Source organism: Alicyclobacillus tolerans, assembly GCF_900142255.1.
GTDB classification, from domain to species: Bacteria; Bacillota; Bacilli; order Alicyclobacillales; family Alicyclobacillaceae; genus Alicyclobacillus_I; species Alicyclobacillus_I tolerans.
The window spans coordinates 1-14,871 of record NZ_FRAF01000007.1; the positions used below are offsets into that span (position 1 = coordinate 1).

Annotated in this window: 17 protein-coding genes; 5 read left to right on the forward strand and 12 right to left on the reverse strand. The window is 46.0% G+C overall.

Annotation, left to right across the window (positions count from 1 at the left end; translation table 11 throughout):
- The 3 genes from BUA75_RS16070 to BUA75_RS04990 all read left to right on the forward strand — a co-directional run.
- A partial coding sequence (locus BUA75_RS16070) for a hypothetical protein (RefSeq protein ID WP_207549710.1) occupies positions 1–427 on the forward strand: 427 nt, incomplete at its 5' end.
- Positions 428–806: 379 nt separating this feature from the next.
- Positions 807–1,349 carry a hypothetical protein gene (locus BUA75_RS04985; protein WP_072873483.1) on the forward strand — a complete coding sequence of 181 codons (543 nt, stop codon included), beginning with the start codon at positions 807–809 and terminating at the stop codon, positions 1,347–1,349.
- A 123-nt stretch (positions 1,350–1,472) separates the two neighbouring features.
- Positions 1,473–1,916 (forward strand): Hsp20/alpha crystallin family protein, encoded by a 444-nt coding sequence (locus tag BUA75_RS04990; RefSeq protein WP_058095763.1) that lies wholly within the window; start codon positions 1,473–1,475, stop codon positions 1,914–1,916.
- A gap of 135 nt (positions 1,917–2,051) precedes the next feature.
- Here BUA75_RS04990 and BUA75_RS04995 read toward each other — a convergent pair whose 3' ends face one another.
- The 8 genes from BUA75_RS04995 to BUA75_RS05030 form a co-directional block, all read right to left on the reverse strand.
- Complete coding sequence (locus tag BUA75_RS04995) at positions 2,052–2,405, reverse strand: hypothetical protein (protein WP_072873484.1); 354 nt, start codon at positions 2,403–2,405, stop codon at positions 2,052–2,054.
- Between the two features lie 89 nt (positions 2,406–2,494).
- A complete protein-coding gene (locus BUA75_RS05000) occupies positions 2,495–3,559 on the reverse strand; it encodes a VanZ family protein (RefSeq protein ID WP_072873485.1) in 1,065 nt (354 codons plus the stop codon).
- 25 nt (positions 3,560–3,584) lie between these two features.
- Positions 3,585–4,502 (reverse strand): permease prefix domain 1-containing protein, encoded by a 918-nt coding sequence (locus tag BUA75_RS05005; RefSeq protein ID WP_072873486.1) that lies wholly within the window; start codon positions 4,500–4,502, stop codon positions 3,585–3,587.
- Complete coding sequence (locus BUA75_RS05010) at positions 4,499–4,834, reverse strand: PadR family transcriptional regulator (protein ID WP_058095759.1); 336 nt, start codon at positions 4,832–4,834, stop codon at positions 4,499–4,501. The genes BUA75_RS05005 and BUA75_RS05010 overlap by 4 nt, the downstream gene beginning before the upstream one ends.
- A 223-nt stretch (positions 4,835–5,057) precedes the next feature.
- On the reverse strand, positions 5,058–6,197 hold the full coding sequence (locus tag BUA75_RS05015; protein WP_072873487.1) for an ABC transporter permease subunit: 1,140 nt from the start codon (positions 6,195–6,197) through the stop codon (positions 5,058–5,060).
- A complete protein-coding gene (locus BUA75_RS05020; protein ID WP_058095757.1) occupies positions 6,169–7,068 on the reverse strand; it encodes an ABC transporter ATP-binding protein in 900 nt (299 codons plus the stop codon). The genes BUA75_RS05015 and BUA75_RS05020 overlap by 29 nt, the downstream gene beginning before the upstream one ends.
- Positions 7,052–7,867, reverse strand: a complete 816-nt coding sequence (locus BUA75_RS05025) for a hypothetical protein (protein ID WP_072873488.1) — start codon at positions 7,865–7,867, stop codon at positions 7,052–7,054. The genes BUA75_RS05020 and BUA75_RS05025 overlap by 17 nt, the downstream gene beginning before the upstream one ends.
- Positions 7,842–8,411 (reverse strand): RNA polymerase sigma factor, encoded by a 570-nt coding sequence (locus BUA75_RS05030; protein WP_058095755.1) that lies wholly within the window; start codon positions 8,409–8,411, stop codon positions 7,842–7,844. The genes BUA75_RS05025 and BUA75_RS05030 overlap by 26 nt, the downstream gene beginning before the upstream one ends.
- A gap of 241 nt (positions 8,412–8,652) precedes the next feature.
- Between BUA75_RS05030 and BUA75_RS05035 the strand changes: the two genes are divergently transcribed.
- Both BUA75_RS05035 and BUA75_RS05040 read left to right on the forward strand, forming a co-directional pair.
- The gene (locus BUA75_RS05035) at positions 8,653–8,874 is read left to right on the forward strand and encodes a hypothetical protein (protein WP_072873489.1); all 222 of its coding nucleotides are present in this window, start codon (positions 8,653–8,655) and stop codon (positions 8,872–8,874) included.
- Positions 8,875–9,145: 271 nt separating this feature from the next.
- Entirely contained in the window at positions 9,146–9,676 is a 531-nt protein-coding gene (locus BUA75_RS05040) for a hypothetical protein (protein ID WP_072873490.1), read from the forward strand.
- 13 nt (positions 9,677–9,689) lie between these two features.
- On the opposite strand, the gene BUA75_RS15835 is transcribed toward BUA75_RS05040, so the two are convergent.
- The 4 genes from BUA75_RS15835 to gatA form a co-directional block, all read right to left on the reverse strand.
- Positions 9,690–9,854 carry a hypothetical protein gene (locus BUA75_RS15835; protein ID WP_165611947.1) on the reverse strand — a complete coding sequence of 55 codons (165 nt, stop codon included), beginning with the start codon at positions 9,852–9,854 and terminating at the stop codon, positions 9,690–9,692.
- A 670-nt stretch (positions 9,855–10,524) separates the two neighbouring features.
- Positions 10,525–11,922, reverse strand: coding sequence for a 23S rRNA (uracil(1939)-C(5))-methyltransferase RlmD (gene rlmD, locus BUA75_RS05045; RefSeq protein WP_072873491.1), 1,398 nt, complete (start codon positions 11,920–11,922; stop codon positions 10,525–10,527).
- Between the two features lie 58 nt (positions 11,923–11,980).
- A complete protein-coding gene (gene gatB, locus BUA75_RS05050) occupies positions 11,981–13,429 on the reverse strand; it encodes an Asp-tRNA(Asn)/Glu-tRNA(Gln) amidotransferase subunit GatB (protein WP_072873492.1) in 1,449 nt (482 codons plus the stop codon).
- Positions 13,426–14,868: an Asp-tRNA(Asn)/Glu-tRNA(Gln) amidotransferase subunit GatA gene (gatA, locus tag BUA75_RS05055; RefSeq protein ID WP_072873493.1), complete on the reverse strand. Its 1,443-nt coding sequence runs from the start codon at positions 14,866–14,868 to the stop codon at positions 13,426–13,428. Before gatA ends, gatB begins: the two co-directional genes overlap by 4 nt.
- Between the last annotated feature and the right edge of the window lie 3 nt (positions 14,869–14,871).

Here is a 14,871-nt window from a genome sequence, read left to right on the forward strand (position 1 = left end):
CTCTGACGCATTACAGCAATGCCCCTTCCCGTTAATGGGACTGGACGAAGAAACGGTGTCGTCCTTGGGGATAAGTGAAACCGTCGGGATCAAGAAGTATTATGGAGGAAAAGAGTGGGCTGTCAGATACGGTCCTCCCGCTCGTTCTCGCGAACTACTTCGCGGGAGTCCTGTCGTGACATTGTGGCAAGCTGAACGGTTAAACGATGATGTTGCCCGTCACTGGGGGCTATCGAAGTTAACTGAAAAACATCCAGACCTCAGTCCAACAGCGAAAAGTGAAGTAGTTTACACGCCCAGTATGGTTTTAGCCCGTTTATTTTGGGAAAACGCCGAGCGTCCGTATATGTTGACTGCCTCTGGATTATCGATGGAGGATCTTGTAAACCTGGCTCATCAATTGAAAGTCATCATCGACAAGGGCTGATTCGTTTAAGGGGCGCGGAGGCTGGTCTCATTTCACTCCTCCCCGTCCCCCTACCCAGCCTTTAGCATGGAGGTGTTACCCGTGAAACAGGTCGGAGACGAAAAGGGCAAGCCAGGTACAGAACCGAGGATTATGCGAAAACGTCCCCGTATCACTGCTCCAATGCCCACTCTTTCGCCGCATGAAAAGAGTGTACGACGGGAGAGCAGGCGGTTATTGAGACTATATGCGTTACGTAGGTCCTTCAACTGATACAAACACCAGTTCCGCAAATTCCACGGTTTTCCGTAGCGCCTGTCCATACGCCCCTGTGACTCATGCATTCCTCATAGTGGGAAATCCTCTCTATAGGCGTCACTGATACAGGGAGGTGTTTCATTTGGGTATTAAGATGTTACTTTGGTTGCTTCTGGTTTTGCCATGGGTCACGTTAGTATTCTTGGACAAAGATACAGTTAAACGATACATGCCTGTCACAATTTTTACGTGCCTGTTGATGACGATTATTTTCCAGATCGCATACACATTCAAGTGGTGGACAATTTACCAATACATTGTGCCTTGGGGATATATGATCGATGTTAGTTTTGCGTATGGCATTTTTGCTGTAAGGACATTGTGGATATTCCACTTAACATCGCATAAATTTTGTTTGTATGTAATCACCAACGTCGTCATCGATGCCTTCTTCGCATTTATCGCTTTGGCAATCATGTTGCCTTCGTTCGGTATTGGAGCCTACAACCTTCTTCAACCGTGGCAATATTTCCTCGTCATTTTTGCCCTGTTTTTCATAATTTATGGCTTCCACATTTGGCAACAAGGCATATTCAAGGCTCCAGAAGAGCGTCACACTGAAGGTGAATCAGGTGGCGAATTAAAGATACGAGGGTCTATTCGACCAAGGGCAAAGGCGCGGTGATTGGCATACCTGCCGCATTGATCATGCGATTTCAGTACAAGGAAAATACCATAACAGATGCAAGTTTCCTTCCAATCTGGGAAACCATAACTGCGGACATTTCAACCTGGAGGTGTATTCAACATGCCCTTAGTCCCGTATGACCCGTTCAACATCACCAGACGTGCTTCTGACTGGTTCCCGTCATTCCCAAGGTTGTTCGACGACGATTGGTTCGACAGTCACTTCGCGAACATGCCACGGATTCGAGTTGACGTTCGTGAGAGCCAAAACGAAGTAATCGTTACCGCAGAAATTCCTGGACTGGAGAAGAAGGAGGACGTGAATATCACCGTCCACGACAACCATCTGCATCTCAGCGGCAAAATCGAACGGATGGGCGAGCAAAAGGACGAGAACGTGCATCGCATGGAACGGTACTATGGGCAATTCTCGCGCACTGTGCCGTTACCCACAGCAGTGGATGACACGGGAGCAAAAGCGTCATACAGGAATGGGATACTGGAAGTCAGGATTCCTAAGAGCCAGAAGCAAATCGGTCGTCAGATTGACGTGGACTTTCACTGAAACACATACAGCAAATGCCCCTTGGGATTCCGAGGGGCGTTTTCGCATTTCAACATGATGAACACCGTATTTGTCTTCAAACGTGCGTCCTTTGAGTAACGGGAATGGGGTGAAGTCCGTCCCATACCGTCGCCTTTAATTCTTTGTCTTGGGCGGTTTTCCTGGTTTCGCTGGGTGTGCATTAGGCAGTCCCAAGGATGGCGGGTATTGCGGTGTCATACCTGGGTCTAAGTTCTTTGATGATTTCAGGTCGGACTCGAACCCGATATCTGTTGTCTTTGCACTGTACGCTGAGACAATTCCTGGGTCGGGGGTCAGTTGTGCTGGTTTCCCTTGCAATTGTGGCGGAATCGAATGGGGCGTTGCTGGGGTTGTGATAGGCTTTGCGACTTGCACATTGTTCGCCGCGCTTGCCGTACTTACACCAACGACCAAAAGACCCAGTGGGAGTACAGACGACACAAACCACGTTTCAAATCGTTTCCTCAAGATCAATACCTCCCTCCACTATGCAAGACGCACTTTCTGCAAGCTCTTGTTACTCCCTGCCAACTATATGGGACACCTTCTATATACTCCTACTCGAACAGTGGTACAATGCTTCCATTCTTCAACTTAACAGTCCAGTCTGAATGATGAAAAACGGTCTGGTTGAACGGTAGACTTATATCCCAAAATTCTTTTTGATCAGTGTGACTTTTATACGTTTTCCCATTTTGACGGTACACAATTTCCTGGACATTGGGCTTCTTTATTGCCCCCCAAGCAAATGTTTTACCGTTCACTGTCATTGAGGCAAAAGAAGCCTCCATTGAACCATTTCTGCTATTCAGCAAGTCATACGACTTTACCTTTAACCGCCATCCCCATAACTTGGTCTTTTCCACGTACCACGCCATATATCCAGGTTCCTTCGAAACGCGAGGGTCGGTCGTTGTAATCAACACGACACCCTTGGAAAAAGGGATTGTCTCAAGAGGCAACACATTAGAATCATAGCTTTCCTGGGATTTGGTAGGCGTGGAGTGCGATTCGTATTCATATCCCCATACACCGCCAAGGATAATCAAGACGAGAATCGGACTGCCTATGAGCCACATTCGCGGAGATTTCCAATGTTGAGAGTGCCAAAACCGCAATGCGAACCTTAAAATACCAAAGCCAACAATTGCCCCGAAGGTGTTGAGTATTAAATCATCCACGTCAAAATCGCGATATGTAAAACCCAATACAGATGAGATGATGAACTTTCCTGACTCGACCACCAAAGTCATGCAAAATCCCAGCAGGACAACTCTCAGAAACCGATTTTGCCTTGAGGATATCAAGGGTAACATAAAGCCAAACGGAACAAACAGTAGGATGTTGCCTCCCAGGTTATAAAGGTCATAGGAAAGTGACTTTCCCGCAATCACTGCTCGTATCGTATGGAATGGAATGATATTATTCGCAGGCGCATTTACTCCATAGTGGTGCAGTGGAATTGGAAACAACGTGATCTTAGCAACGACGAGGAGATATACGAAAAAGACAAAATACAAAACTTGCCGAGTTGCTGGAGTTCTCCTCTTAATACCTATGCTTATAGCGATTATCAAGTATAGTAGAACAGCGACTACGCCGAATGGGGTAAACGTCAACACACAAGTCCCTCCAATCGTGGATGATCTATATGAGCTTTCTCAGCCGAATGGAACTGGACTCAACCCTCTTGCACATAAACAACAACAGCACCGCGCCAATCAAATGAACGATAACGGACGATATAGCACTCCATAGATACCCCCAACTTACTGGTGCCAGCCCCCAGAAAATTGGGTTTCTGGTTTGCTCCCACAGCGTCTCCTGCATCAAGCTCCACAAAAACGGTGCAACGGTCAGCGTGATCGATATCATCCATGGAGTCAAGCTGATTATCCGATTACGTGTCCATATATAAAGCGCGATACCAAGGGCGAAAATGATTCCATACTCACATGTTGCGCCAATGCTGACTGGTTGGATGATCGGTAGGGCTGAGAAGATAACCTGCCGAATTCCGTCTGACCCCAGGGGCAGTGAAACACTACTGGGTAACAGTGATACGGAAAACGGTATCCAACTGATAAGAACAGCCAGCCGATCCGTTTGTTTTCTGGTAAATACCATCATGAAGGACATCGTGCCAAGCGTTGCCCAGCGAGCAGGATTCAATGGAAAGTGTTGATGCAACCACACCACCCATTGAGGCGTGGGTATTGGTTCCCATGTGGCAGGATTCCCGATGGTAACGACGGAATCATCAAATCGCGTGTTGGTAAATAGAGCTACTCCCAACGAGATAAAACATAAGACACCCACAATGAGATACCACTTGGGCGAGATTACAAACGTCTCTCGAATAATTTGCTGACGAAGTTCCTTTGCTGTGCCGAATGATGCGAGTGCTCTTTGATGCGCTTGTTCATCCGACAAACCCGCAACTCGATAATGTTGCACAGAATCCTCTAAATGGCTCTGCATTTCCTCGATCCAAGCCACTTTCTCCTGTTTGTGAAGGTAAGTACCGTTTAGGATCTGGTAAAGATAGGCATCGAATCGGTTCATTCGGGCACCACCTTGTCGAAGAAAACCGATAGCAGGCGTTGCTCCGCGTTCCACTCCTCCTGTAATTTCCTGAGATGACTCTTGCCTCGATCTGTGATGCGATAATAACGTCGGCGAGGACCCGAATCCTTGTCCGTCCCCCAGTATCCCTCAATGAATCGATTTGCCTCCAACCGCTTTAACGCTGGATAAAGCGACCCTTCTTTTATTGCCAATGCTCCATGAGTCTGGTCACTTACCTGTTGCGCGATATCGTATCCATACGAGTCGCCTTCCAGGAGAATCGATAACAAAATGACATCCAAGTATCCTCTCAAACGTTCATTTCTCATAAAGCCCCTCCAAACATAGCCTATCTATGTATGTTGCTCTAAATGGTATTCTCCAGTTCTTCAACAATTCCTTTCTTGGTCAAAGAATTTTCATACACCCGCCTTGTATCAAACACTGTAATCACAGTAAAAAAAGCGATAGTGTTCCATACACTGCCGCTCCACAATTTGATGGTTGGTGATTACTTGTGCCTTCTTAGACCAACGGAAACCGTCGCCGAAATCAGGCGATTTGATGCCTGCAATACACGCGATACGTCAGCCAAACAATCGGAATAGATACCAGTATCGCAAGACCAATTACGAGAATCGGGTACAACACTGGATAACCAAACACGTTATAAGCAACGAAGCTCTTAAATAACCTTGATACTTGTATCAATCCTGTGTAGCTAAAGTCCATAAGGGTTTGCGCCCAATTTTTTAACCCGAACATCAACACGATGAGTTCTGGAAGTGCAAAAATTCCTGCTGAAACGAAAAATGTTACCAGTGTGGATCTGTTAAATGATGACAACAACATTATGAGAAATCCGAAGGCAACACCGCCCAACAGTTGAATCAACACCGCAACTCCTATATATTGCGCCACGGACAAGTGAAAAGGTGCACTATATAAGGCAATGCTTTGTAACGGGTAGTTAAATCCCCCAATATCAAACAGACTCAGGTTTGAAGCAACATTTACTACCAGCAAAATGCCTTCCATCACCAAAACATATAGCGTTGAAGCCAGAATCTTAGCAGTGACCAGTTGTCTCCTGCCACGTTTTGCTGTCAATAAAAAACTATCCGTTCCCAAGGAATATTCCTCTGAAAAAACAGGCGACAAACCAACCAGGATGATCGCTCCAAAAATGATGAGTCCATACGTCTTGAAGAAGTCAACCATCATGTTGCTGGCACCGTTGTAGTGTCCAAAGCCGATGTACGGGAGATGTTTCATCATGTTGTATTCAAGGGTATCCGCGCGATAAGTAAACCCGATTTGCCCCTGCGCTTTGAGCTTGTTAATGGATTGCTGTAGCATTTCCAGGTCTGGTTTAATTGCACTACCTGTTTCCGCATTTAGAATGGCTGTATCACGTAAATACGCGCGATTCAGCATGTTCACTTCATTGTTTGGAAGCCCCGCCGTACATTCAAGCTTCGGTGCAATTTTTTTCAGTTCTGACTTTGCTTGCTGTACCTGTTGGGCAGTCGGTGGCACGGACTGATAGTAGCCTGCATAACCACCTGATGACGAAGTAAGTATTTGCAAGGGCAGATAGATACAAAACACCATGATGGCGAAGAAAATCCATACACTCTTTCGAGAAAACAGCTTATATAACTCAAACCGCGTTAGTGACAGTGGCTTCATCTGAGGTCGCCTCCTCACCAAAATAGTAGAGATATAAGTCTTCTAAGGTCGGAGTGACCGTTTCTGCATTCGGTAACGGTTGCTGATCGGATACAATACGAAGGGATACACCATCATGAGTGCGGGTCACACTGCCAACCTGGAATTGTTGCTGAATGGTTGACACTTGCCGTTCCGTGCAGGTTAATGACCACACTTTCCTTTCTATCTGCCGTAAGAATCCCTCTGGGGTATTCCGATTCACCAATTGCCCGTTTTTAATAATCAGGACATCCTGTGCCACGAATTCCACATCTGAGATGATATGGGTAGACAACAGCACAATCCGATTCGTCGAAAAGTCTGAAAGGAGATTGCGAAATCGAATCCGTTCTTTCGGATCAAGACCTGCGGTGGGTTCATCGACAATCAGGATCTTCGGGTCATTTAATAGAGCTTGTGCAATGCCTAACCGTTGTTTCATCCCACCAGAAAACTTACCAACCTTAACGTGGCGAACGTCATCAAGGTTCACCAGTTGCAACATCTCCGAAACTTTCCTTTCAGCACTGGACTTGTCCAACCCTTTTAATGCCGCGATATACATCAAAAAACGTTCAGCCGTAAACCTCTTATAAAGACCAAAGCTCTGTGGTAAATAGCCAAGGATATCTCGGTAGTCTTCACCCATTGTGGTGATGTCCTCTCCATCGACCAATACCCTGCCAGCGGATGGGCGGAGAATCCCTGCTATAATACGCATCAACGTACTTTTGCCAGCACCGTTCGGTCCTAATAATGCATGTACGCCTTCAGACAGTTCAACGTTGAAGTTCTTTAGTGCGTTTTTTCCTCTGTAGCTTTTCGAGATGTTCTCAATCTGCAATTTCAACGAAGATCCCTCTTTCCGCTCGGTTCCGTAGTTGGATAGACTGCATCCAGAGTAATGCGAATCCTACCACTCCAAACAAAACGAATAACGTGTCATTAAGCGATAGCAAATAGGGCAATGTTTTTGGATTCGAAAGGATACCGATTACGAGAGCACCCCATACGGAGACTGCAATCGGGACCAAACGTCTGCCTCGAAACCTCGATGCCAGAAACAGCATAATGCTGGATATCCACGTAAACGGAACCACCCAGAACAACAGCACTTTCCATAAATCAATGCCAAACGTCCAATATAGTCCGAACGAGATGATGGCATTGAGTACGACATTGTACGAGCCAATGAGAACAAATCGTGCCATCATGATTTGCGGAAGTGACATCTTGCTGGCAAGTTCCATTTCCGCCATCCCGCTGTCTGTACTTCGGAGAATCTCCAATACTCCAAGAATAAATGGCATCGGAGAAAGAACTAAGACCGTCTTATAGGGGCTAATTGAATCAAACACCGTTGCAACGTATCCACTAACGAAAAGCAACAAGCTAAAGAGCCAAAACCACTTTGAAACATATTCGACTTGAAGCGACAGCGTATGAAACATTCGCTTCAATTTACTGCTTTCCGAGGCGTACCGTGGTACATGGACAACACAATTTTCAATTGTGCTTTGAACGACATGTTCAGGAGGAAATTCCACTGTATACTCATCGAGCAGTCTGGCGAATTCGTCAACATCAAATTCGTCACCCTGTGCCCTAAACAGAAGTTCCCACTCACGAGTTGTGTCTCTCTTTGTCATAGCCATCACCTCCCTTGACCAGCTTTCTTAATTTCCCCAGCCCTTGATAGAGCCGAGACTTAACTGTGGACTCCGTACATTGCATGATCTCAGCGATTTCCCTTATCTTCATCCCTTCAAAATAACTGAGCACAATGGTGTCGCGTTGGTAGTCAGGCAACTCCATTAAAGCATTCCTGATTGCCCTTCTCTCGTCATTTCGTTCCAACAGCCGATAAACGTTCATGGATTCATCAGCAATCTCAGGTCGGATCTCAATCTCATTCTTCTTTCGAGCATGTGTCGCACTTCGGAAATGATCTGCACAATGATGGTATGTGACGGAAGTGAGCCAACTTTTGAATTTTCCTTCTCCCTTGTAGGAGGAAACTGACTTTGCCACCTTTATGAAGACCTCTTGTGTCAAATCACATGCCACGTGATAATCGCCCGTCTTTCGATATATGATGCCAAACACCAATTTGTAATAGCGTCGGATTAAGACTTCCATAGCGGAACGGCTACCACGTCTGATTTCAGCGATGAGTTCTTCATCCGATTGCAAATTGTCACCCTCCTTTCGCTTATGTAGACGAGAAACAACCTGTAATAGTTTTAAGTTGTATGTACCAGTCCGAGCTATGTCCCATCGGAGGGAACTTATCCACCGATACACATCTATTTGTGGATAATTCCTATTTGTCGGACATATAGAGAGACCCACCCAATATTTCTTCTATGCTCTTGAGACAAATCTGCCCACTGCTACGTCTAAGTGTATACCAGGAAACAAAGGAGCGAGGAACATGAACAAACAACGTCTGCGTTGGTGGGATATTTCGGGGCAATCCGAGTCGGGTACGATATTTGTCTATATTGTTGAGGCAACATCACGGAAAAAGGTCATTCGTCGATTCGGGGAACTAAACAATGCAAGGACTTTGATGGAACCACCGTTTCTGTTACATTCCCGCGTGACCAGGGACAAATCCGAGTCCATGCTAACGACTGGTTCCCTGGAACCCTGACTCATCTCTATGTTCCTGATACGAGGACGATTGTCGAACTCATTCGAGCACCTCGCTATAAATGCGAGTGCGGTGAGGTTCACATTTCCGAAGGTAAGTATCCATCTGTATGGTGCTCTTGCGGCAAGAAGGCTTATCCAGTTGTAGACGCTTCACAGAAAAAGCAACAAGACATTCAGCCGCAAGAGCTATTCTCGTCAATGCTCGAAAGGCGTAAGCGGAAGGATATCCGAGCTTGACTATGGAATAGAATGTCGGTGGAGGTGGCGACATGCCCAAGCGAGTGGCTTCTTCAATCGTTGTCATCATCTTCCTGCTGGCAATTCTGAGCGCCGCCACGGTGTATTATCGTAAGACCTACTTCTTCAGCCCGTTGACCTTTCGGCAAGACAGCGTAATCAATCTGCCGTACAAATACTACAGAAATCCATTGTATATCGAATTTGACTTTGTGAAGCCAGGTTCAAACCCTTATCTCCCAGTTTGGTATCGCTCTGTAACGACAAATCGCAGTGAAATACTCCAAGTGATTGCCGACCTGCGACGTGCGACTCCATCCTCGGTACACCCCAACCATAGGATGCTTGGTAACGCGGGCATGTCCTACATTCTTCTGAGGCAACAGGTGTTTCCAACACCACGACCACCGAGTCCAATCTTGCTAACCGTACAGATATACAATCCTCAACATGTTATGGAGATCATCCAATCCAACGGACAGCCGCCTGTGGTGCGAAACATCCCTCAATCCTTGCTGACGATACTGAACCAGCAAGAGTCAAAATCTGTGCCTGATAAGTAGGTAAAGGCGATGCTCAAACCACGATACTCCTCATTCTCCAATCTCCAAGGAGCAAATACTCACTGGTCAGCATAAGCATGAGTAGTCCAGGAAGCTCTTCATTGTCCTTCACAGCCATACGTAATATTGTTCCATTTTCAAAATCGAAAATCGCAAATTTGAATTTTGCATTTTTCAAAACCGTTTACACCATATAATGGAAGTGTAGAGGCGGAACGCTCGATAAGACCTTAATAACGAAATTAAGATCGCATTCTTGCCGTCGGTCAATCCTCCCCTTCAACTTCCACAGTATTCCATTTTGGAATTTGAAAATGAACAGTACCTATTCTGTATTTGACATTGCTACTCACCAAAACACTGCATCAGGTGGCGATTAGAGACTGCGTGGTAGTCGATACAGGGTCATTTGGCATGATTCCATACAATCTAATACCAGCACTGCTACTGGCTTTTTCACGCTCTCTTCCCGCACGGTCTTTCCCTTCACCCTTTCTGCAACCTTTTCCCAATTTCGATTTTGAAATTTGCAAATTACCGATTTTGCATTTCTAACTATGTTCCCATCAAAAAATCCTCTGCTTTTTTCCCGCCTCCATCCCGCATTCTACCGTCCTCAATTGTGAACAGTGATAATAAAGTCTTGCACGCAGTTCCCTTTTTTCTCACCTTAACCCTGTCTTTTCCTGTCACAACTTTATTCTTGGGAAAATAAAGTCCTGACAAAAGAGACGGGAAAAGGGCTTGTCAGGCAAGGATTTCTCCGTTTTGCCTCACGCTCTTTTCCCGCTTGTATCAGGTGTTTATTATGTCTGAAGCAGGGGTTTATTGTTTGAAGCAGAGGTTTTTTATGTGGTTACAACTTTTCTCACAAGCGTCACTACGCACTCCACATGGGAAGTTTGCGGAAACATATCAAACGGCTGAACGGATGTAATTTGATAACCATTTTCAGCAAATGGCCGCAAATCGCGAGCGAGTGTGACCGGATTGCAGGAGACATACAAAAATGTTTGCGGATTTGCTTTTAATATAGCGGATATCACTTCAGAATGCAGACCTTTGCGAGGCGGATCTACCAAAATGGTATCAAACGAGTCATTGTCAGAAATTTGTCGAGGTAGCCAATGCTCTACAGTATCCTCAATAAACTGGACATTAAAAATATGATTGATTTCAGCGTTTTGCCTGGCATTCTCAACACTTGCGCGGACAGATTCTACACCAACCACAGTCTTAGCATAAGGTGAAAGCAGAAGCGATAGAGTTCCCGTACCAGAGTACGCATCCAGTAAACGAGTGGCAGAATGTTTCTGCAATCTGTCAATGACATGTCTGTATAATTGCTCGGCTTGAGCTGAATTGACTTGAAAGAAAGATTCCGCGGACAAACGAAAACGCACACCCAGCAATTCTTCTTCAATCCATGAAGAACCTGCAAGAATATCTGCTCGACGGCTATTGGGTCGATCCGTTTCATGAGAGGTTCTGTTTATACCTACCGTCAATAGTTTGCGCAGCGAACTTTCTAAATTTTGGTAGAATTTTTGGATGTGCTCAACCACTTTTTCGTATTCTGCCTGCACAGCCCAGATAATCATCTGCTGACCAGTCGCCACTGCTTCACGAAGATGTAAATGATGAATAGCCGCTTTAAGCTCTCTGGGCCACGTCTCCATTCCCTTTCTCACCGCTTGCCAAAGCAACATCAAACGAGGTGAGATAAGCCAGCAATCCTCAGTTGGGACTAACTCATGGCTCGAAGGAGCGTAAAATCCAAAAAGAAGTTTATCCTTCTGCCCGTCATATCGAACAGGAATCTGTACATGATTGCGATATCCATACGGAGATGGCGACGCGATAGTTGGTTGTACCTGCAAATTCTCAATTGCCGGTAACCCTCGTAACGAGCGACGCAAATGATGCTCTACCACTTTTTGTTTATGTAAGAGTTGGCCACGATAACTCAAGTGTTGTAATTGACATCCCCCGCATTGTCCAAATACTGAACACGGGGGATGCACTCGATCCTTTGATTCCGTCCCCAGTCGCTCTATCATTTCACCACGTAAAAAAGAACGCCCAGCAGACTGAACTCGTACATTCGCCACTTCACCAGGCAAGAGATGCGGAACAAAAATCGTTACTCCCTCGAGCGTAGCCACACCTTCCCCATCATCATTGATACGTATAGGAGAGAGCGTTACCTGCTGACCAACGCATGATAGAAGTTCAGATTTAGGCACCGCAATGTTTCCTCCTCGCTTAGCGGGTTGCAAAGAAGTCTCCATAGGAGACTTGACTTTAGTTGTTTCCTGCCTTCAAAGCCGATATTTTCTCGAGCAAAAGCTTGTTCACTACACCAGGATTAGCTTGTCCTTTCGTAGCTTTCATGGTTTGTCCAACAAGTGCACCGAGAGCTTTCTCTTTTCCGTTTAGATAGTCCTCGACTGACTTGGGATTTTTAGAAATAATTTCATCCAAAATTCCACTCAACGCACTTTCGTCGCTAATTTGTTCATACCCTCGCTGCTGAATAATAACAGCCGCATCTACCCCTGTCTCAAACATCTCACGGAAAACTTCTCTGCCCTGCTTTATCGATATTTTCCCAGATTCAATTTGTTCAATCAGCTGGGCCAATTGATTCGCAGTCACCTTAGAATCCGCAATCGACTTACCCGCAGCGTTGAGCGCGCCCAACAAATCTCCCATGACCCAGTTGCTGGCAGTCTTTGCTTGAGCGCCGGCAGCGACTACTGCCTCAAAATATTCTGCTACTGCCCGTTCCGCTGTTAAAACACCCGCATCGTAGGCAGGCAGGCCAAATGACTCTACATAACGACGGGCCTTGACATGCGGAAGTTCGGGGATCTCCCGGCGAACCCTTTCCAACCAAGCATCATCCATGTGGAGTAAAGCGAGATCGGGCTCAGGAAAATAACGATAGTCATGCGCTTCTTCTTTAGAACGCATGGATACCGTCGTTTGAGTGGCTTCATCGAACCGGCGCGTCTCCTGAACAACTGTCTGGCCTGATTCGAGTAGCTCGCGCTGACGTTTTTCCTCATATTCAAGACCGCGCTGCACATTACGGAAAGAGTTCATATTCTTCAATTCTGCTTTGTTGCCAAATTTTTCACTTCCCAGAGGACGCAAAGAAATATTCGCATCACAGCGCAGCGAACCTTCTTCCATACGACAATCAGACACGTCGCAATATTGCATAATGGACTTAAGAGCTTCCAGATAGAGACGCGCTTCTTCTGGCGAACGGATATCTGGCTCGGAAACAATTTCTATCAACGGTACGCCCGTTCGATTGTAATCAACCAACGTATGCGAACCATCGGCAGCGTGCATAGATTTTCCGGCATCTTCTTCTAGATGGAGACGCGTGATACCAATTCGTTTCGTTTTACCTTCGATCTCGATTTCAAGATAACCGTGTTCACCAACGGGCTTATCGTATTGGGATATTTGATAACCTTTCGGCAGATCGGGGTAAAAATAATTTTTGCGGTCAAACTTGCTTTCTTGATTGATCTGACAATTTAAAGCCAATGCAGCGCGCAAGGCAAGATTGACAGCTTGCTCATTAAGGACAGGCAAGGTACCAGGATGCCCTAAACATACTGGGCACACATGGGTATTGGGTTCGCTGCCTGACTCATTCTTACAACCACAAAAAATCTTGGTTGCTGTTTTTAATTCAACGTGAACTTCTAAACCAATGACCGTTTCGTAGTTCATTGTCCAACCTCCTCCGCAGCCAGTTGCACGCTGAAGCCGCGCAATTGTTCATAAGCATGCGCAACGCGCAACAACGTCGCTTCGTCGAAGGCTCGTCCTACCAATTGCATGCCCACTGGCAATCCGTCTACTTTCCCACATGGAACACTGATACCTGGAAGTCCCGCCAAGTTGGCTGGAATAGTGAATATGTCGTTTAAATACATCTGCAATGGACTTTCCAATTTTTCACCCATACGAAAAGCTGTTGTTGGCGTCGTTGGGGTAAGAATAACGTCGCATTTTGCGAAAGCTTTTTCATAATCTTGACGAATTAATGTACGCATTTTTTGTGCCCGTTTATAAAAAGCATCGTAATATCCACTGGACAGGGCATATGTACCAATCATAATGCGCCTTTTGACTTCCAGGCCAAAACCTTCGCTACGCGTCTTTTCATACATTTCAAGAAGCGTTTCTCCACTTGCACGTCGTCCATAACGAACACCGTCGTATCGGGCCAAATTGGAAGAAGCTTCAGCAGGCGCAATTAAATAGTAGGTTGCTACAGCATATGATTGGTGAGGTAAGTCAATTTCCACAATTTCTGCACCCGCAGAAGATAACGTGCGAATGGCGTTTTGCAAAGCATCTGCTACACCATTGTCCAGACCATGTAAGGCATCCTGCGGCAAAACTCCGACCCGCATACCTTTTATATCTCCAGTCAGAGCTTGGCTAAAACGTTCTGTCTCATGTTTGGCGGACGTCGAGTCATGCGGATCGTAACCTGAAATGGCTTCTAGCACGAGTGCAGCATCCTCAACCGTTTGTGTAAAGGGACCAATTTGGTCCAGTGAAGACGCGAAAGCGATAAGTCCAAACCTGGAGACACGTCCGTATGTAGGTTTGAGTCCCACGACTCCACAAAAAGCGGCTGGTTGACGAATCGAGCCACCCGTATCCGAACCCAATGCGAACGGAACCATGTTTGCAGCTACAGCTGCCGCCGAACCTCCGCTCGACCCTCCGGGAACAAAACCTAGGCGATGAGGATTATGTGTTTTTTGAAAAGCTGAATTCTCGGTAGAAGAACCCATGGCAAACTCATCAAGGTTTGTCTTTCCAACCAACACCGCATTTTCATTCTGTAATTTTTCTGCAACTGTGGCGCTGTACGGCGGAATATAGTTTTCAAGGATACGACTAGCTGCTGTTGTGCGTAAGCCTTCCGTACATATATTATCTTTCAAAGCGTAGGGTACACCGTAAAGCGAGCCAGACGGCTGTGACTCGTCCAATTTTTTGGCTTGCTGTATGGCCATTTCCGGTTGCACTGACAGAAAAGATTGAATACTGGACTCAGCACGTTCGATTTGCTGAATGGATAATTCTACCCATTCAGAAGGCTTACTTTCTCCAGATTGCAAAGAACGAATGATTTCTTTTACTGTTTGCATAAC